This is a genomic window from Marinactinospora endophytica (assembly GCF_054780875.1).
In genome coordinates, this window is record NZ_BAAGVM010000020.1 from 16,785 (window position 1) to 35,849 (window position 19,065).

The window sequence follows — 19,065 nt, forward strand, 5'->3', positions numbered from 1 at the left end:
GAGCGGGAGGCGACCCTGACATGCTGCGTGACAACGCCCGCTCCCGCCTCTTCCTGGGCCTGCTCGTCGTGGTGTCCGTTGTCCTGCTGGTACTGGACTCCAGGGACGAGGAGGACCCGGTCACCGATGGCGCCCGCGCGGCGGGGCGGGCCGTCTTCCTCCCGGTCTCCGCGGCGGTCTCCTCGGTCACCGGGCCGGTCTCCGACGCCTATGCCGCGCTGGTGACGGCTCCCGGGGCGCGTGAGCGCATCGAGGAACTGGAGGCGCGCAACACGGAACTGGTGCACGCCCTGCGCAGCCGTGACGTCGACGCCTCCCGGGCGGCGGAGCTGGACCGCCTGTTCGGGCTGGCCGGGTTGGGCGGCTACGAGGTCGTTCCCGCCCAGGCGGTGACCCGGATGACGACCCAGGGATACGCCGACAACATCGTCTTGGACGTCGGCTCCCGTGACGGGGTGCGCGAGAACATGACCGTCATCAACGGCGAGGGACTGGTCGGCCGCGTCACCGGGGTGGGCGAACGCACCTCCACCGTCCTGCTCGTCACCGACGGCTCCTCCGCGGTGGGGGCCCGGATGGAGGAGACCAAGGAGATCGGGGTCATCAGGGGCGGATCCAGGTCGCTGGTCCACGGGGCGCCGTTGCGTTTCGAGCTGCTGGACGGCAGCGCGACGGTGGAGAAGGGCCAGCGCATCGTCACGTTGGGCTCCCACGACGGCACGCCCTTCGTCCCCGGGGTCCCCATCGGGACCATCCACTCCGTCCGGGACACCCCCGGAGCGCTGACCCGCACCGCGGACGTCACACCCGCGGTCGACATCAGCCGCATCGACATCGTCGGTGTGGTCGTCGGGCAACCCGAGACCGAGCCGCGCGAACCCCTCGCCCCCTCCACCCCCCAGGAGGAACTCGCCGGTCAGGCGACGGTCCCGCCCCCCACCCGGCGTGAGGAGGGCGTCCCGCTGCCGGGGGAGACGATTCCCGGGCGACCGGGCGCCGACGGAGGGGGCGGCCACGAGGACTCCACGATCGAGACGATCGAGCCCGCTCCTCCCCAGGGGGTCCTGGAGGAGGCGCGGCCGGTCCCCGGGGAGAGCGGGAGACCCGACGACACGGCGGAGGGGGAGCAGACGTGAGGCGGGGATTGACGGCGTTCGCCCTGGTGGCGTTCACCGTGCTGGTCCAGACGGCCCTGGTCAACCGGATTCCGTTCCCATGGGGGGTGGGGCCGAACCTGGTGGTCCTCGTCCTGGCCGTGGTGGCCCTGCGCACCTCCTCCGCGGTCGGGGCGCTCCTCGGGTTCGCGGCCGGCCTCGCCGTGGACGTCCTGCCGCCGGCCGACTCCCAGATCGGACGTTACGCGCTGGTGCTGGCCGTGGCCGGATATCTGGTGGGAGCGCTGCGGGACACCTCGTGGAGGTCGGGGCTGTGGCCCCTGGGGGTGGTCGCGGCGACCACGGTGGGCGTCGGCCTGGGACACGCCTTCGTCGGCCTGGCGGTCGGTGACCCTCGCGTGAGCGCTGAGACGATCCTCCACGACCTCCCGCTGAGCCTGCTGCTGACCATGATCGTCGCGCCGTTCGTGGTCTACCCGGTGAACCGCCTGATGCGGCTCTTCGACCGGGACGAGTACGCCTCCATCGGCGATGTCCCCTGGGCTGGAGGGAGGATCCGCAGGTGAAAACCAGACGACGCGCCGCTCACGCGCGGCACGAAGCCCGCCGGCCCGGCCGTTTCGGCCTGTTCCTGGCCCAGATCCTGGTGCTCAGCCTGTTCGCCGTGCTCGCCGGCCGGCTGTGGTATCTCCAGGTGCCCAGGGCCGAACACTACGCGCGCCTGGCCGCGGCCAACCACACCCAGGACCTGATCGTTCCGGCGACGCGCGGTCAGATCATCGACGCCTCCGGGGTACCGCTCGTGCGCAACCGCACCGAGCTGGTCGTCTCGGCCGACTACCACGCCCTGCTGGAGCAGGAGGACGGGGGAGACGCGGTACTGCGCAGGGTGGCCGACATCCTCGACCGCCCCTTCGAGGAGGTCCGCGGGCGCACACGCCTGTGCGGCCCCACGGTGAGCCGGCCCTGCTGGCCGGGATCGCCCTACCAGCCCATCACGCTGGCCGAGGACGTCGAGCCCCGCGTGGCCCTGCAGATCATGGAACGACAGGACGAGTTCCCGGGGATCTCCGCCCAGCAACAGGCCGTACGCGAGTACCCCGGTGCCGACAACGCCGCCCAGATGCTGGGGTACCTGCAACCGGTCACCCAGGAGGAGCTGGAGGAGCGGGAGGAGCTGCGCGCGCGCTTCAGCGGGGTGGACCGCGTGGGGCGCGACGGGTTGGAGGCGGTCTACGACGACCGGCTGCGCGGCGAGCCGGGCGTACGCACCTTCGCGGTGGACAACCACGGCAACGTCACGGGGATCGTCTCGGAGTCCGCGCCCCGGCCCGGCCAGCACCTGGTGACCCACATCGACGCAGACGTCCAGGACATCGTGGAGAAGGCGCTGGCCAGGGGCATCGAACGGGCGAAGCAGGCCGGCTACCCGGCCGACTCGGCGGCCGGGGTGGTCATGGACGTGCGCACCGGTGGCGTCATCGCCATGGCCAGCGTGCCCACCTACGACCCCGAGGTCTGGAACGGCGGGATCGACCAGGAGACCTATGACCGTCTGCTCTCGAAGGAGGCCGGCGAGCCCCTGACCTCCCGGGCGTTGCAGGGGCAGTACCCGCCGGCCTCGACGTTCAAGGTGGCCTCGCTCGCGGCCGCGGTCGAGAACGGCGCGCCGCTGGAGCAGTCCTACGCCTGCCCCAGCTCGATCAACGTCGGAGACCGGGCGTTTCGCAACTACGAGAGCAGCGCCCATGGCAGCATCAGCCTGCACAAGGCGATCGTCGTCTCCTGCAACACGGTGTTCTACCAGTTCGGATACGACATGTGGCGGGCCGACGGGGGGACCAGGCCGGTGGCCAACCCCAAGGACCCGATGCCGAGGATGGCCAAGGGGTTCGGGTTCGGCCAGCCCACGGGGGTGGACCTGCCGCACGAGTCCTCCGGTCGCATCCCCGACAGGCGCTGGAAACAGGAGTACTGGGAGGCCACCAGGGAGGACAGCTGCAAACGCGCCGAGACCGGCTACCCCGAGGTGGCGAAGGAGGACCCGGCCCACGCCGAGTACCTCAAGAAGGTCGCGCACGAACAGTGCCTGGAGGGCCATGTCTGGCGGGCCGGTGACGCGGCCAACTTCGCCATCGGCCAGGGAGACGTGCTCGTCACCCCGTTGCAGACGGCACGCGCGTACGCGGCCATCGCCAATGGCGGAACGCTGTACGAGCCGCGCGTGGGCAAGGCGTTCGTCTCCGCGGACGGCCGCCAGGTCGAGCGCATCGAGCCGGTCGTGGCCGGTCGGCTCCCGATCGACGACACGACGCTGACCTACCTCCAAGACGCCCTGGAGGACGTGCCGAAGGAGGGGACGGCGCGGGGCGCGTTCGCCGGCTTCCCGCAGGACAAGGTGTCCATCGCGGGCAAGACCGGATCGGCGACCATCGTGGGCAAGCGGGAGTCGGCCTGGTTCGCCTCCTACGCGCCCGCCGACGATCCGCAGTTCGCCGTGGTCGTGTTCATCTCCCAGGGGGGAACCGGAGGTGCCGCAGCCGCCCCCGTCGCCAGGGAGATCTACGACGGCATCTACGGGTTCGCCACGCCGGCCGACGGCGGGGCCGCCCAGCAGGGCGCGGACGGGCAGACGCCCCCGGGCAGGGTGGGGCCGCCGGCGCTGCCCGGCGGTCGTCCTCCGGCCGAGCTCCCCACGGTCCGTTCGGACGGCACGGTCGCCGCCCCCGAGGGCTATGAGAAGTAGGACGCTGAGATGTCGCTCTATGTCAACTCGCAACGCTCGTGGTCCACGCGCGCCGGTCGCCTCCTTGCGGCCCGGCCGCGTCGGATCGACTGGCCGCTGTTGTCCTGCGTGCTCGTCCTGTGCGCGGTGGGCGCCCTGCTGGTGTGGGCCTCCACCGCCTCCGACGGCGATCCGCTGGAGTCCACCCAGTACCTGCGGCGCTACCTGGTGCACGTGGCGATCGGCCTGGTCGCCTGCCTCCTGGTCGCGTCGGTGGACTACCGGGTCCCGCGGGCCTACGCCCCCATCGTCTACCTGGTGGGCGTGGTCGGCCTGGCGCTCGTGCTCACCCCCCTCGGCGAGGTCATCAACGGTTCGCGTTCCTGGATCGTCATCGGCGGCATGCAGGCCCAGCCGGGCGAGGTCGCCAAGATCGGATTGATCCTCGGGGTGGCCATGCTGTTGGGAGAGCCCCGTGACGGCGAACACGCCCCCATGACCCGCGACGTGCTGTTCAGCCTGGTCGCCCTGGCCGTCCCGCTGGGGCTCATCCTCGCCCAGCCCGACCTGGGCACCGCCATGGTCCTGTGCTCGATCTACCTGGGGATGCTCACGTTGTCCGGCGCCCCCATCCGATGGGTGATCGGGCTGATCTGCTGCGGGGTGGTCGGCGCCCTGTCGGTGTGGTGGTTCGGGCTGCTCCAGGACTACCAGCTCGCCCGCTTCGCGACCTTCGTCGATCCCACCGCGGACCCGCGGGGCGCCGGATACAACGCCAACCAGGCGCTCATCGCGATCGGGTCGGGCGGGTTCATCGGGACGGGGCTGTTCGACGGCGAACAGACCCGGGGGAACTTCGTCCCCGAACAGCACACCGACTTCATCTTCACGGTCGCCGGGGAACAGCTCGGGTTCCTCGGCAGCTCCCTCATCATCGGCCTGTTCGCGTTCATCATCTGGCGCACGCTGCAGATCGCGCGGGAGTGCGACCACCCCTACGGCCGGCTGGTGTGCGTCGGCGTGGCCGTGTGGATGACGTTCCAGTGCTTCATCAACATCGGGATGACCCTGGGGATCATGCCCATCACCGGCCTGCCCCTGCCGTTCGTCTCCTACGGTGGGACCGCGGCCGTCGCCAACCTCACGGCGGTGGGGCTGGTACTGGGGATCTACGCGCGCGACCGGGGATTCGGCTAGGAGCGCCCCGGCGGGGCGGGCACAGGGCCGGCGACACCGACTAGCCTGGAGTGATAAGTGCTACCAGTGTGGACCGCAGGCATTCCGCGAAAGGCCCATCGTCATGCCCATCGAATCCGTCTTCCCGCGTCTGGAGAGACTTCTACCCGGCGTGCAAAAGCCGATTCAGTACGTGGGCGGTGAACTCAACTCCGTCACCAAGGACTGGGACGAGGCAGAGGTCCGCTGGGCGTTGATGTACCCCGACGCCTACGAGGTCGGCGTTCCCAACCAGGGGATCCAGATCCTCTATGAGGTCCTCAACGAACGCGAGGGGGTGCTCGCCGAACGCACCTACGCGGTCTGGCCGGACCTGGAGCGGCTCATGCGCGAGCACGGCGTCCCCCAGTTCACCGTCGACGCCCACCGTCCGATCAGGGCCTTCGACGTGTTCGGCCTGAGCTTCGCCAGCGAGATGGGCTACACCAACATGCTCACCGCGCTGGACCTCGCGGGCATCCCGATCCACTCCGCCGAGCGCGGGGAGGACGACCCGATCGTGCTGGCCGGCGGCCACTCCGCGTTCAACCCCGAACCCATCGCGGACTTCCTCGACGCGGTCGTCCTCGGTGACGGCGAGGAGATCTCGCTGGCCATCACCGAGGTCATCCGCGAGTGGAAGCGCGAGGGGCGGCCCGGTGGACGCGACGGCGTGCTGCTGCGGTTGGCCGGGAGCGGCGGCGTCTACGTGCCGCGCTTCTACGACGTCACCTACCTGCCCGACGGCCGTATCGGCAAGGTCGCCCCGAACCGGCCGGGGGTGCCGTGGCGGGTGCGCAAGCACACCGTCATGGACCTGGACAAATGGCCCTACCCGAAGAACCCGATCGTCCCGTTGGCCGAGTCGGTGCACGAGCGCTACAGCGTGGAGATCTTCCGCGGGTGCACCCGGGGCTGCCGGTTCTGCCAGGCCGGGATGATCACCCGCCCCGTCCGGGAGCGCAGCAAGGAGGTGGTCGGCCAGATGGTGGAACAGGGGGTCGCCTCCTCGGGCTTCCAGGAGGTCGGCCTGCTGTCGTTGTCCAGCGCCGACCACAGCGAGATCGGTGAGATCGCCAAGGGCCTCGCCGACCGCTACGAGGGCACCAACACCGGGCTGTCGCTCCCCTCCACCCGGGTGGACGCCTTCAACATCGACCTGGCCAACGAGCTCACCCGCAACGGGCGCCGTTCGGGGCTGACGTTCGCGCCCGAGGGGGGCAGCGAGCGGATGCGCCGGGTGATCAACAAGATGGTCACCGAGGCCGACCTGATCCGCACGGTCACCGCGGCCTACGCGGCCGGGTGGCGACAGGTCAAGCTCTACTTCATGTGCGGACTGCCCACCGAGACCGACGAGGACGTGCTCGCCATCGCCGACCTCGCACGCGAGGTCATCAAGACCGGCCGCGAGGTGACCGGACGCAAGGACATCCGGTGCACGGTCTCCATCGGCGGGTTCGTCCCCAAGCCGCAGACCCCGTTCCAGTGGGCCGGGCAGACCTCGCACGAGGTGGTCGACGCGCGGCTGCGCAAGCTCAGGGACCGGCTGCGCGGCGACCGTCAGTACGGCAAGTCGATCGGCCTGCGCTACCACGAGGGACGCCCCTCCATCATCGAGGGACTGCTCTCCCGGGGGGACCGCCGCGTCGGCCGGGTCGTCGAGGCGGTCTGGCGCGACGGCGGGCGTTTCGACGGCTGGAGCGAGCACTTCTCCTACGAGCGGTGGGCGTCGTGTGCGGAGAAGGGGCTCAGCGGCGAACCCGTGGACCTGGACTGGTACACGGTGCGCGAGCGGGAGCGTGACGAGGTGCTCCCCTGGGACCACCTGGACGCCGGTCTCGACCGCGACTGGTTGTGGCAGGACTGGCAGGACGCGCTGCACGGCGAGGAGTCGCTCGAGGTCGACGACTGTCGTTGGAACCCCTGCTACGACTGCGGGGTGTGCCCCAGTATGGGGACCCAGATCCAGATCGGTCCGACCGACCGTTCCAAGCTGCTGCCGCTCACGGTCGTCTGACCTCCTCCGGCCCCAACGGGCCGGATTCTCACCTGGGCACGGCCCGGCGCCCCGCTCGCGCCGGGCCGTACGTGTACTTGACGATCAAGAGATGGAAAAGGTTGCCAAAGATTGCGAAATGCCGAGAAAAATATTTTCGGCATGGATCGTCCCAGTTCAGCGGCGTCCCGGTGGGTCAAGGTGTCCACATGGTGAACTGTGGGGGAGGCAACTGATCTGAACGCTTTTCAAGTCGTCCTTGGATGGGAACAGCTGTTAAGTGTGTGATCCGTCACGGAGTCCGGTACCGTTCGGTTCCTTCGTCGACGGCGTCGCGCGCTGCGCGCCGGGTGTTTCGCCCGGGCCGATGGCGCGAGGCTCCCGGAGCGCACCGTACGCTAAATAGGACGTGAATCTCCCAGGTGGGTGCGCGCCGCTCGCGGAATGCACCTGCGCGGGAGTACTCGAGGAAAGGAGCAGCGCTGCCCCCCGCACCCGAGGGCACCACCTCGCCCTCCACCGGAATCCAGGGCCAACGGCTGCGTGTGCGTTACGCCAAGCGCGGTCGGATGCGGTTCGCGAGCCATCGCGACATCGCTCGCGCGCTGGAGCGCGCACTGCGCCGGGCCGGGATTCCCGTCGCCTTCTCGGCAGGGTTCACACCTCATCCCAAGATCTCCTATACGGGCGCCGCCCCCACCGGGGTGGCGAGCGAGGCGGAGTACTTCGAACTCGTGCTGACCGAGACCGCCGATCCCGAACAGGTGCGTGTTCGGCTCGACGCGGCGATGCCCGAGGGCATCGACGTCGTCGCAGTGGTGGCGGCCGCGGCGGGTGGTCTGGTCGACCGCCTGGAGGCATCGGAGTGGCGGGTAGACATGCCGGGCGTCGCCCCCGACGACGCCGCGGCAGCGGCGGCCGCGTTCCTTGCGGCCGACACGATCGAAGTGGAGCGGCTCACCAAGAAAGGCCGTCGCCGCTTCGATGTCCGCTCGGCCGTTCTCAAGTTGGAAGTGGACGGGCGCGCCGCAAAGGAACAAGACGAGACATATGCCATACTTCGGATGGTCGTACGGCATACGACACCTGCCGTCCGACCGGACGACGTGGTGTCCGGCCTCCGCCAGGTGGCCGGCCTCGCGCCCCCGTCATCACCACTGATGACCAGGCTGGCGCAGGGGCCGCTGGACGGAGCCTCCGGCGAGATCGCCGACCCGTTCGCCGCGGACGACGCGGCCGCCCTCGACGCCGGGCGGAAACGGGCCGAGTCCGGCGAGGTGACGGATCACCCCGTCTCCGCCGGACCCGAGGAGAGGACATCACGGCCGTCGGCGCCCACGCGGAGCACGTCACATGAGTGACCTCCATCGGGGACCGTGGGCGCGCCCTCAGGACTTTGACCCGGCGGTGCCAGGCGCGCTGCCGGCGCCGACATAGCGACGACAGTTCTCGCGCGCAGCGGCCGTGGCGGAAAAGGCCACTGCCGCGCCCGAGGACTCTGACGGGAGACCACCCGGATGCTCGAGAACGAGCCCAACAGCGGTGCCGAGGGCACCGCGGGACGCACAACTGAAACAACTGAACCCAACACGACCGAGACCCCGGAGGTCCAGGCCGTAGGCAACGGGACGGCCGGCAGGCGGCGTACCGCCTCCCGCCGCGCGGTGGCGACCCGCCCGGCGGGGCCGCCGCCCGAGCCCGAGCCGGCGCCCGCGGCGGCCCCGACGGGCCCCATCACGGTCGCCGCCGCCGATGTCCCGGTGGAATCCGTGCCGACCGACGCCGAGCCGCCCGCCGAGGACAAGACCGCGGTCCGGGTGACCACGGTGAAGAAGGGGCGTACCCGCACCCGCCCGGCGGGGCCGCCACCCGAGCCCGAGCCCGCGCCCCCGGTGACGCCGCCCGCGGCGCAGGAGCCGCAGCAGCCCTCCTCCGAGGAACCGGAGGAGACCGTCACGGCCGAGGAACCCCGCACGGGCGCGAGGGGCACGCGCGCGAAGACCACCCGGAGCACCCGCACTCGGAGCAAGCGCGCCAAGGCCGCGGAACCGGCGCAGGCCGACACCGAGGAGAAGGCCGCCGAGGAGACCGCCGCCCAGCCGGAGAAGAGCTCCACGGATTCGCCCGTGGTCGCGGCCCCGGCCGGCACCGTCGCGGTGACCTTCCAGCCTCCCATGGTCGTCTTCCAGCCCCCGGTCGCCCAGCAACCGGCCACGCCCCTTCCCGACGCCGACGTCGACGCCGAGGAGGAGGAGCTCGAGGAGACCGAGGAGGTCTCGGCTCGCGAGGACTCCGACGACGAGCGCCCCTCCCGCCGCCGGCGGCGGCGTGGCGGCCGTGGCCGCGGCCGGTCACGTAGCGCCGACGAGGGGGACGAGGAGCAGGCCGAGGCCGGCGCGGACGAGGACGACCAGTCGGACGAGGGCGCAGGACACCCCGAGGACGAGGAGAGCGCAGAGGAGACGGCGCAGGAGGAGAACGGCGGTTCCAGCCGTCGCCGCCGCCGTCGGCGTCGGCGCTCCGGGGCCGACGTCGACGACAGCGGTCCGGCCCCCGACGACCCGCCGAACACGGTGGTGCGGGTCCGCGAGCCGCGCGCGGCGTCCCCGATCGAGGACGAGGTGCAGGCCGTCCGCGGTTCCACCCGCCTGGAGGCCAAGAAGCAGCGCCGACGCGAAGGGCGCGAGCAGGGCCGGCGACGCGCCCCGATCATCACCGAGTCGGAGTTCCTGGCCCGCCGCGAGTCGGTCAAGCGCGACCTCGTGGTGCGCCGCATCGGCGAACGCACCCAGATCGCCGTTCTCGAGGACGACGTCCTGGTCGAACACTACGTCGACCGGGTGACCCACAAGTCCTACGTCGGCAACGTCTACCTGGGGCGGGTGCAAAACGTCCTGCCCTCGATGGAGGCGGCGTTCGTCGACATCGGCAAGGGGCGCAACGCGGTGCTCTACGCCGGCGAGGTCAACTGGGACGCCTCGGGACTGGAAGGGCAGCCCAAGCGCATCGAGTCGGCCCTCAAGTCCGGCCAGTCGGTCCTGGTGCAGGTCACCAAGGACCCCCTGGGACACAAGGGCGCCCGCCTGACCAGCCAGATCAGCCTGCCCGGCCGCTACCTGGTCTACGTTCCCGACGGGACCATGACCGGCATCAGCCGCAAGCTCCCCGACAAGGAGCGCGCCCGGCTCAAGCAGATCCTGAAGAAGGTCATGCCGGAGAACGCCGGCGTCATCGTGCGGACCGCCGCCGAGGGGGCCAGCGAGGAGGAGCTGGAGCGCGACATCGCGCGTCTGGCCGGCCAGTGGGAGTCGATCAAGCGCAAGTCGAAGTCGGCGACCGCCCCGGCGCTGCTCTACAGCGAGCCCGACCTCACGGTCCGCGTCGTGCGCGACGTGTTCAACGAGGACTTCTCCAGCCTCGTCGTCTCAGGTGACGAGGCCTGGGAGACCGTCCGCGAGTACGTCGACTACGTCGCCCCGCACCTGGCCGACCGCCTGGCGCACTGGACCGACGAACGCGACGTCTTCGAGGCCTACCGGGTCGACGAGCAGATCGCCAAGGCGCTGGAACGCAAGGTCTGGCTGCCCAGCGGCGGTTCGCTGGTGATCGACCGCACCGAGGCCATGACGGTCGTCGACGTCAACACCGGCAAGTTCACCGGTCAGGGCGGGAACCTCGAGGAGACGGTCACCAAGAACAACCTGGAGGCCGCCGAGGAGATCGTGCGCCAACTCCGGTTGCGCGACATCGGTGGCATCATCGTCATCGACTTCATCGACATGGTGCTGGAGAGCAACCGCGACCTCGTCCTGCGCCGCATGCTCGAATGCCTGTCACGCGACCGCACCAAGCACCAGGTCGCCGAGGTCACCTCCCTCGGACTGGTGCAGATGACCCGCAAGAGGGTCGGACAGGGCCTCCTGGAGGCGTTCTCCCAGACCTGCGAGTGCTGCAACGGTCGCGGTCTGATCCTGTCGACCGAACCGGTCGAGTCCAAGGGCGGCGGCAACGGCAACGGTGGAAGCGGCCGCAAGAAGAAGGGCAAGGGCGGCGCTGAGAAGGCCGACAAGGCCGTGACCGAAGGCGAGGCCCCGGCCTCCCAGGACGAGGAGCAGCCCAGCGGCGAACAGCCCGAGGCGGCGTCGGCGGAGCCGGAGAAGGAGAAGGAGAAGAAGGCTCCGCGCAAGACCTCCCGAAAGTCGAAGAAGGACACCGCCGCCGAGCCGCAGGCCACTGAGCCGGCGGCGGACGAGGGCACCGCCGAGGCGGTGTCCGAGCCGGAGGAGGCGCCACCGGCCGCCGAGGCGGACGGCGCCGAGACCGGCTCCGAGCGTCCACGGCGGCGTCGGACCCGGCGGGGCAAGTCCGCCTCGACCCCCGAGACCGCAGTGGTCGAGGCCGGGTAACGCCCGGCGACCGGCACGGTAACGGTGTGATCGGCACCGTTATCGGACGTGCTCGCCCCCGGCGGGCGGATGGTAATCTAAGGGTCGGTGCGTCGGCGCGCCCCAATCGTTCGCGCGCCCGAGACCTGACTTCGATTCCTCCGCCCCCGTCGGGGAGCGGGCGGTATTGAGACTGCGGTCAATTTAGAGCGCATTTTTTCTGAAGCGAGCAGGAAGAGAGTTTCCCGGTGTACGCGATCGTGCGAGCGGGCGGCCGGCAGGAGAAGGTGTCTGTCGATGACGTCTTGAACATCGACAGGGTCACCAACGAGGTCGGCTCGACGCTGACGTGGGAACCGCTGCTTGTCGTCGACGACGGCAAGGTCATCAGCGACGCCGCCGAACTGGGCGGCTACCAGGTCACCGCCGAGGTCCTTGGCGAGACCAAGGGTCCCAAGATCAACATCCTGAAGTACAAGAACAAGACCGGTTACAAGAAGCGCCTGGGCCACCGCCAGAAGTACACCCAGGTTCGCGTCACCGGCATCGCCGCGAAGTAGGAGGAGCTCGACATGGCACACAAGAAGGGCGCATCGTCCAGCCGTAACGGGCGCGACTCCAACGCCAAGCGGCTCGGTGTCAAGCGGTTCGGCGGCCAGAGCGTCAAGGCCGGCGAGATCCTCGTCCGCCAGCGGGGTACCCACTTCCACCCGGGCGACAACGTCGGCCGTGGCGGTGACGACACCCTGTTCGCGCTCGTCGAGGGCCAGGTGCAGTTCGGCACCCGTCGTGGCCGCAAGGCCGTGAACATCGTCCCGACCCCGGCCCAGTAAGGCCGGCGCGACGCGACGTATTGCCTCGTAGCGGAGGGCGGGCCAGGCACTGGCCCGCCCTTCCTGCGTTCTGGCACCACCACCGCCCGCTCGGCGCGGGGAACGCCCCCGGAAGACCGGGGACAGCGGGACAAGCAGTAGGAGGAGAGACATGCCGGACTTCGTCGACGAAGCGGTCTTGCACATCAAGGCCGGTGACGGCGGGCACGGCTGTGCCTCCGTACACCGCGAGAAGTTCAAGCCGCTGGGAGGACCCGACGGCGGAAACGGCGGCAGAGGCGGCGACGTCGTGCTGGAGGTCGACGCCAACACCGCCACGCTGCTGGAGTACCAGCGCCGTCCGCACCGCAAGGCCGGAAACGGCACGCCGGGACAGGGCGGACACCGGGCCGGCGCCAACGGGGCCGAGCTGGTGCTACCGGTCCCCGACGGCACGGTGGTCACCAGCATGGACGGCGAGGTCATCGCCGACCTCGTGGGGGTCGGCACCCGCCTGGTCATCGCCCAGGGCGGCAGCGGGGGACTGGGCAACGCCGCGCTCGCCTCCCCCCGGCGCAAGGCGCCCGGGTTCGCGCTGAAAGGCGAGGCCGGCGAAGAGATCGACGTCCGGCTGGAACTGAAGACCATCGCCGACGTCGGGCTGGTCGGATTTCCCAGCGCGGGCAAGTCCTCCCTGATCGCCGCGCTCTCGGCGGCCCGCCCGAAGATCGCCGACTACCCCTTCACCACGCTGGTTCCCAACCTGGGCGTGGTCGAGGCGGGGGCCACCCAGTTCGTCGTCGCCGACGTCCCCGGGCTCATTCCCGGAGCGAGCGAGGGGAAGGGACTCGGACTGGACTTCCTCCGCCACATCGAGCGCTGCTCCACCCTGGTCCACGTGCTCGACTGCGCGACCTACGAGCAGGGACGCGACCCCGTCAGCGACCTCGAGGTCATCGAGGCCGAGCTCATCGCCTACGCCGGGCTCACCGGCACCGACCTCTCCGACCGGCCCCGCATCGTGGCGCTGAACAAGATCGACGTGCCCGACGGCCGCGAGCTCGCCGACTTCGTCCGTCCCATGCTCGAAGAGCGCGGATTCAAGGTCATCGAGGTCTCGGCGGCCTCCCGCGAGGGGCTGCGCGAACTCTCCTTCGCCATGGCCGAGCAGGTCGCGGCGGCACGCGCCGCCCGCCCCGCGCCCGAAGCCACCCGCATCGTGCTGCGGCCGCGCGAGATCGGCGAGGTGCCCTTCGAGGTCGTCCCCCTGGGGGACAACACCTTCCGGGTCCGCGGGGACAAGCCGGCGCGCTGGGTCCGCCAGACCGACTTCTCCAACGACGAGGCGGTCGGCTATCTTGCCGATCGACTCAACCGTCTGGGCATCGAGGAGGCGCTGGCCAAGGCCGGCGCCACCATCGGGGCCGAGGTGTACATCGGGACCGAGGAGGACTCCGTGGTGTTCGACTGGGACCCGACCATCGACAGCGAGAGCACTCCGATCGGTCCGCGCGGAACCGACTCCCGGCTGGGCTGACCCGTCGCGCGGGCCCTGACGTCAGCCATCGAATCGCCCCGATCGCGTCGCGGACCGGGGTCCTGACACGCAGATGGGAACGAGGGACGTGTACAGCGCACAGTCTGAAGGGGCGACCGGGGTCGTCGACGGACAGGTCGAGCCGGTGCGGGAGGTCATGGCGCAGGCCCGCCGCGTCGTCGTCAAGGTCGGATCGTCGTCGCTGACCACACCGGACGGTCACATCGACCGGGAGCGCATCGGCGAGCTCGCCGACGTCCTCGCGGCGCGCCGGGCCCAGGGGATCGAGGTCATCCTGGTCTCCTCGGGCGCGGTCGCGGCGGGACTGACCCCCCTGGGGCTGTCCCGTCGGCCCCAGGACCTCGCCACACAGCAGGCCGCGGCGAGCGTCGGCCAGGGGCTGCTGGTGGCCCACTACACCGCGGCCTTCGCCAGACACGGGCTGACCGCGGCGCAGATCCTGCTCACCGCCGAGGACATGACGCGCCGGGTGCAGTACCGCAACGCCCAGCGCACGCTGACCCGCCTGCTCGACATCGGAGCGGTGCCCATCGTCAACGAGAACGACACGGTGGCCACGCACGAGATCCGCTTCGGCGACAACGACCGCCTGGCCGCGCTGGTCGCGCACCTGCTCCGGGCCGAGGCGCTGCTGCTGCTCTCCGACGTCGACGCGCTCTACGACGGCAACCCGAGCCTGCCCGGCACCAGCCGGATCGCGGAGGTGCGCGGTCCCGCCGACCTTGAGGGCGTCGACATCGGCGGGACCGGCAAGCGCGGGGTCGGCACCGGGGGCATGGTCACCAAGGTCGAGTCGGCGCGCATCGCCACGCAGGCCGGCGTTCCCACGGTTCTCACCTCCGCGGCCAACGCCCGCGCCGCGCTGGAGGGGGAGCCGGTCGGCACGCTGTTCTCCCCGGTGCGCCGGCGTCGCCCCTCCACCCGGCAGCTCTGGCTGGCCCACGCGACCGCTGGGCGCGGCAGCGTCGTCTTGGACCCCGGAGCCGTGCGGGCGGTGGTGGACGAGCACGCCTCGCTGCTGCCGGCCGGGGTGGTCAGGGTCGAGGGGGAGTTCGGCGCGGGCGACCCGGTGGACCTGCGCGACGAGGACGGCCGGATCGTGGCACGCGGCCTGGTGAACTACGACTCCACCGAGATCCCCGACCTGATGGGGCGCTCCACACGCTGGCTGGCCCGCGAGATGGGCGCCGAGTACGAACGTGAGATCGTCCACAGGGACGATCTGGTGCTGATCAAGGCGTGAACGAGGGGACCCCGGCGTCCGCGAGGGTCGGGCAAAAGCCTGGGCGCCGAAAGGGCGGCGCTATATCGTGCTGTCACCGGGGTCTGCGGGGAGACCCCTCCGTTTCGGAGGTCCTCGTCCATCGGCGCTGGGCTCCAAGGGAAGAGAGCGGAGAACTCACATGAGCGACATCGAGCGGGATGTCCACGCGGTCGCGCGGCGCGCCAAGGACGCCGCCGTCGACCTCGCCCCGCTCAGCAGGGCGGTCAAGGACGCCGCGCTGCTGGCCATGGCCGACGCGCTGGTCAAACAGGTCGACGAGATCGTCGCGGCCAACGCCGAGGACATCACCCGCGCGCGCGAGTCCGGTGCGGCCGAGGCCATGATCGACCGGCTCGCGCTCACCCCGCGGCGGATCGAGGCCATCGCCGACGCCGTGCGCGCGATCGCCGAACTCCCCGACCCGGTGGGCGAGGTCGTACGCGGTCGGACCCTGCCCAACGGTCTGGAACTGCGCCAGATCCGGGTTCCCCTCGGCGTCATCGGCATCATCTACGAGGGGCGTCCCAACGTCACCGTCGACGCCGCCGCGCTCTGCCTGAAGAGCGGCAACGCGGCGTTGCTGCGGGGCTCCTCCTCGGCCTACGCCTCCAACACCGCCATCGTGCGGGTCCTCCGTGAAGCGCTGGAGGGCACCGGGGTGCCGGTCGACGCGGTCCAGCTGGTCCCCGGTACCGGGCGTGACTCCGCCCAAGCCCTGATGCGGGCGCGCGGCCTGGTCGACGTGCTGATCCCCCGCGGCGGCGGCTCACTCATCCAGACCGTCGTGCGCGAGTCCACGGTGCCCGTCATCGAGACGGGCGAGGGCAACTGCCACGTCTACGTCGATGAGGCCGCCGACCTGGGCAAGGCGGTGGCCATCGCCGTCAACTCCAAGACCCACCGCTGCTCCACCTGCAACACCGCCGAGACCCTGCTGGTCCACTCCGCCATCGCCGACCGTTTCCTTCCGGCCGTCCTGGCCGAACTCAAGGACCTCGGCGTCACCGTCCACGGTGACGAGCGGACCCGCTCCTACGACGCCGACGTGGTGCCGGCGACCGAGGACGACTGGGCGACCGAGTACCTGTCCCTGGACCTCGCGGTCAAGGTCGTCGACTCCCTCGACGAGGCGGTCGACCACATCCGGCGCTACTCCACCGCCCACACCGAGGCGATCGTGACCGACTCCCAGTCGGCCGCGCGGCGTTTCGTGGAACGGGTCGACTCCACCGCCGTCATGGTCAACGCCTCCACGCGTTTCACCGACGGCGGCGAGTTCGGGTTCGGTGCCGAGATCGGCATCTCCACCCAGAAGCTCCACGCCCGTGGCCCCATGGGGCTGCCGGAGATGACCTCCACCAAGTACGTGATCACCGGCGACGGGCACGTGCGCTGAGCCGGATGATCGTGGGCGGGCCCGAAGACGCTTGTGGGCCCGCCTCTCAGGCGGAGGCCGCTACCGGTATCCCGGCCAGCTCCAGCAGTAGGTCGCGTACCTCGGTCGCGGCCATCCCGGCGCGGGCCGTGGACCCGTCCCCGCAGATCAGCACCGGTCCGTGCGCGGGGTCCTGCGGCAGCCGCCCGTGGGTTCCCCGGACGCAACCGGGGTCGAGCGGAACCACGTCCATCGCGTACCGCAGCCCCAGCTTCTTGCGGACGAGCCCCATACCCGCCCGGATCCGCGCCGTCCGGTCGGCGGGGTCCAGGAACAGTTCGGCGGGATCGTAACCGGGCTTGCGGTGGATCTCCACCCCGCGCGCGAAGTCGGGGGCGCGCTCGTCCCGCAACCAGTAGTAGTAGGTGAACCAGGCCTCCGGCTCGGCGACCAGCACCAGCTCCCCCGACCGTTCGTGGTCCAGGCCGTGGGCCGCCTGGTCCGCGCGGTCCAGCACCAGGTCCACCCCCGGGAGGGCGCGGCACAGATCGGCGACCGCGCTGAGGTCGGCCGGGTCGGCGACGTAGACGTGCGCCACCTGGTGGTCGGCGACCGCGAAGGCCCTCGACGCCCAGGGGTCCAGGTACTCCATGCCGTGCTGGGTGTAGACCTCCAGGAGTCCCGCCTCGCGCAACGCCCGGTTGACGTGCACGGGATGCGACGCGGGGGTGATCCCGTACTCGCTGAGCGCCACCACGGTCGCGCCGAGCCGCCGCGCGTCCTCCAGTAGGGGGGACAGCGCCGCGTCCACGGCGCGTACCGCCGCGATCGCCTCGGGGCCGTGGGGGCCGTGGCGCTGGAGGTCGTAGTCGAGGTGCGGGATGTAGCACAGGGTGAGGTCGGCCTGGGGCAGAAGGCGCCGGGTGGCGGCCACGATCCATTCGGTCGAGCGCAGCGACGCGGTCGGCCCCCAGTACTGGAAGAGCGGGAAGGGCCCCAGGTCCCGGGTCAGCTCCTCGTGGAGACGGGCCGGCCGGGCGTAGCAGTCGGGGGACTTGCGGCCGTCGGCGTGGTAGACCGGCCGGGGGGTCACGGTCCAGTCGGTGGACGCGCCCATCGCGTACCACCAGCACACGTTCGCCGTGCGGAAGTCCGGCCGGTGCCGGCGCGCGGTCTCCCACACCTTCTCGCCGCCGACCAGGCGGTTGTGCTGGCGCCACAGATGGACCTCTCCCACGTCGCGGAAGTACCATCCGTTGCCGACGATCCCGTGGTCGCGGGGGAGGCCACCGGTCAGGAAGGTCGACTGCACGGAGCAGGTCACGGCCGGCAGCACCGTGTTCAGAGGGGCGCTCCACCCCTCCGCCGCCAGGGCGCTCAGCCGTGGCGCGTGTTCCAGCAGGGCCGGGGTCAGCCCGACGACGTCGATCACCAACAGCCGGGTCACGTCTCCTCCTTCAGTCCGAGTCCGACGAGCCGGTCACGCACCCAGGCGAGCTCCCCGGCCAGGCCGTCGACCAGCCCCCGGGCGTCGCGGGGGCGTTGCCGTTCGGGCAGCACCGACCAGGTGTAGGTCTCGACCTCCAGGTGGTCGGTGACGGCGGTACCGCCCCCGAACAAGGCCGAGAGGGTCTGCTCCAAGTGCCGCCGGGTGCTCTCCAATGGGGCGATCGGCTCCCGGTGCAACGGAACGTGGAAGTGGACGCGCCACGGCTCCGCGCCGTCCAGGACTGAGCCGTCCCCCAGGGCCTCGGGCAGGTCGTCACAGGCGCGGACGCCCTCCGCGGTGCTCCCGCGCACCTGGTGCAGGAACCGGTCCTCAGCGAAGGAGGCCAGAGCCGAACGGGCGGCGGGGGAGTCCGGGGCGCCGGCCTGGATCGCCGCCGAGGCCTGCACCTTGACCACCGGCAGACCGGCCGCCGAGAGCCGGCTCAAGGCCCGCTCCGGTTCCTCGAAGGCGACCGCGAGGTGGCAGGTGTCCAGGCAGACGCCGATGTGGGCGTGGTCGGTTCCGGCGAGCAGCCTGGCGGCGTCCCCGGTGGTCTCCACCCGGCACCCGGGCTCGGGCTCCAGGCCGACGCGCACGGGGCGTCCGGTCTCGGCGGCGAGCGCGCGCAGTCCCGAGGCCAGCCGTTCCAGGTTCGCGGCGGCGAGCCGGGCGTGCCGCGGCCCCCACGGTTCGCGCCAGGCCAGCGGCAGAGTGGAGACGCTGCCGCGACGCGCCTCGTCGGGAAGGAGCTCGGTGAGCACCCGCGCGCAGTCGAGGGTGTAGGCCAGACGCTCGGGCTCGGTCCAGTCGGGGCGGTAGACCCGTCCCTTAACGACGGGATCGTGGAACCCGGAGTAGGGAAAGGCGTTGAGGGTCACCACCTCCAGCCCCGAGCCCGTCAGCGCCGCCCTCAACCGGGCGGTCTCGCCGGGGTCGCGGGCCAGGCGGTGGGCCAGCGGAGCGGGCAGCCACAATCCCAACCCGAGACGGGGGAGGCCGAGGGTGGCCCGGACCGGGGCCGCGTAGCGCCGAAGCTGTTCCACGACGCCGTCGAGGTCCTCGGCGGGGTGGACGTTGGTGCAGTAGGCGACGTGCACGAGCGTGCCGTCGGGGTGGCGCAGCCGCATC

Annotated in this window: 14 protein-coding genes; 12 read left to right on the forward strand and 2 right to left on the reverse strand. The window is 71.1% G+C overall.

Features of this window, described 5'->3' with window-relative positions; all coding sequences use genetic code 11:
* The first annotated feature begins 20 nt into the window (after positions 1-20).
* The 12 genes from mreC to ACYVHU_RS25670 all read left to right on the forward strand — a co-directional run bounded on the left by mreC (position 21) and on the right by ACYVHU_RS25670 (position 16,469).
* Entirely contained in the window at positions 21-1,136 is a 1,116-nt protein-coding gene (mreC, locus tag ACYVHU_RS25615) for a rod shape-determining protein MreC (protein WP_078763030.1), read from the forward strand.
* Complete coding sequence (gene mreD, locus ACYVHU_RS25620) at positions 1,133-1,681, forward strand: rod shape-determining protein MreD (protein WP_235001092.1); 549 nt, start codon at positions 1,133-1,135, stop codon at positions 1,679-1,681. Before mreC ends, mreD begins: the two co-directional genes overlap by 4 nt.
* Entirely contained in the window at positions 1,678-3,861 is a 2,184-nt protein-coding gene (mrdA, locus tag ACYVHU_RS25625; protein ID WP_235001091.1) for a penicillin-binding protein 2, read from the forward strand. Before mreD ends, mrdA begins: the two co-directional genes overlap by 4 nt.
* A gap of 9 nt (positions 3,862-3,870) precedes the next feature.
* Entirely contained in the window at positions 3,871-5,037 is a 1,167-nt protein-coding gene (gene rodA / locus ACYVHU_RS25630; RefSeq protein ID WP_078763028.1) for a rod shape-determining protein RodA, read from the forward strand.
* Between the two features lie 103 nt (positions 5,038-5,140).
* Complete coding sequence (locus ACYVHU_RS25635; RefSeq protein WP_078763027.1) at positions 5,141-7,075, forward strand: TIGR03960 family B12-binding radical SAM protein; 1,935 nt, start codon at positions 5,141-5,143, stop codon at positions 7,073-7,075.
* Positions 7,076-7,599: 524 nt separating this feature from the next.
* Complete coding sequence (locus ACYVHU_RS25640; protein ID WP_078763026.1) at positions 7,600-8,415, forward strand: TIGR03936 family radical SAM-associated protein; 816 nt, start codon at positions 7,600-7,602, stop codon at positions 8,413-8,415.
* Positions 8,416-8,571: 156 nt separating this feature from the next.
* Positions 8,572-11,460 (forward strand): Rne/Rng family ribonuclease, encoded by a 2,889-nt coding sequence (locus ACYVHU_RS25645; protein WP_078763025.1) that lies wholly within the window; start codon positions 8,572-8,574, stop codon positions 11,458-11,460.
* Between the two features lie 227 nt (positions 11,461-11,687).
* On the forward strand, positions 11,688-11,999 hold the full coding sequence (gene rplU, locus ACYVHU_RS25650; RefSeq protein WP_078763024.1) for a 50S ribosomal protein L21: 312 nt from the start codon (positions 11,688-11,690) through the stop codon (positions 11,997-11,999).
* A 12-nt stretch (positions 12,000-12,011) separates the two neighbouring features.
* A complete protein-coding gene (gene rpmA, locus ACYVHU_RS25655) occupies positions 12,012-12,272 on the forward strand; it encodes a 50S ribosomal protein L27 (RefSeq protein WP_078763023.1) in 261 nt (86 codons plus the stop codon).
* A gap of 151 nt (positions 12,273-12,423) precedes the next feature.
* Positions 12,424-13,788: a GTPase ObgE gene (obgE, locus tag ACYVHU_RS25660; RefSeq protein WP_078763022.1), complete on the forward strand. Its 1,365-nt coding sequence runs from the start codon at positions 12,424-12,426 to the stop codon at positions 13,786-13,788.
* Between the two features lie 157 nt (positions 13,789-13,945).
* The gene (gene proB, locus ACYVHU_RS25665; RefSeq protein ID WP_078763072.1) at positions 13,946-15,052 is read left to right on the forward strand and encodes a glutamate 5-kinase; all 1,107 of its coding nucleotides are present in this window, start codon (positions 13,946-13,948) and stop codon (positions 15,050-15,052) included.
* Between the two features lie 160 nt (positions 15,053-15,212).
* Positions 15,213-16,469: a glutamate-5-semialdehyde dehydrogenase gene (locus tag ACYVHU_RS25670; protein WP_432939381.1), complete on the forward strand. Its 1,257-nt coding sequence runs from the start codon at positions 15,213-15,215 to the stop codon at positions 16,467-16,469.
* Between the two features lie 46 nt (positions 16,470-16,515).
* On the opposite strand, the gene ACYVHU_RS25675 is transcribed toward ACYVHU_RS25670, so the two are convergent.
* Together ACYVHU_RS25675 and eboE are read right to left on the reverse strand one after the other, a co-directional pair.
* Entirely contained in the window at positions 16,516-17,895 is a 1,380-nt protein-coding gene (locus tag ACYVHU_RS25675) for an alkaline phosphatase family protein (protein ID WP_078763020.1), read from the reverse strand.
* A complete protein-coding gene (gene eboE, locus ACYVHU_RS25680) occupies positions 17,892-19,064 on the reverse strand; it encodes a metabolite traffic protein EboE (protein ID WP_078763019.1) in 1,173 nt (390 codons plus the stop codon). Before eboE ends, ACYVHU_RS25675 begins: the two co-directional genes overlap by 4 nt.
* Between the last annotated feature and the right edge of the window lies 1 nt (position 19,065).

Bases quoted from the DNA above. Each gene is read 5' to 3' on its own strand.
- rpmA (WP_078763023.1), top strand. From the start codon at position 12,012: ATGGCACACAAGAAGGGCGCATCGTCCAGCCGTAACGGGCGCGACTCC.
- rodA (WP_078763028.1), top strand. From the start codon at position 3,871: ATGTCGCTCTATGTCAACTCGCAACGCTCGTGGTCCACGCGCGCCGGT.
- ACYVHU_RS25645 (WP_078763025.1), top strand. From the start codon at position 8,572: ATGCTCGAGAACGAGCCCAACAGCGGTGCCGAGGGCACCGCGGGACGC.
- mreC (WP_078763030.1), top strand. From the start codon at position 21: ATGCTGCGTGACAACGCCCGCTCCCGCCTCTTCCTGGGCCTGCTCGTC.
- ACYVHU_RS25635 (WP_078763027.1), top strand. From the start codon at position 5,141: ATGCCCATCGAATCCGTCTTCCCGCGTCTGGAGAGACTTCTACCCGGC.
- obgE (WP_078763022.1), top strand. From the start codon at position 12,424: ATGCCGGACTTCGTCGACGAAGCGGTCTTGCACATCAAGGCCGGTGAC.
- proB (WP_078763072.1), top strand. From the start codon at position 13,946: ATGGCGCAGGCCCGCCGCGTCGTCGTCAAGGTCGGATCGTCGTCGCTG.
- ACYVHU_RS25670 (WP_432939381.1), top strand. From the start codon at position 15,213: ATGAGCGACATCGAGCGGGATGTCCACGCGGTCGCGCGGCGCGCCAAG.
- eboE (WP_078763019.1), bottom strand. From the start codon at position 19,064: ATGCGGCTGCGCCACCCCGACGGCACGCTCGTGCACGTCGCCTACTGC.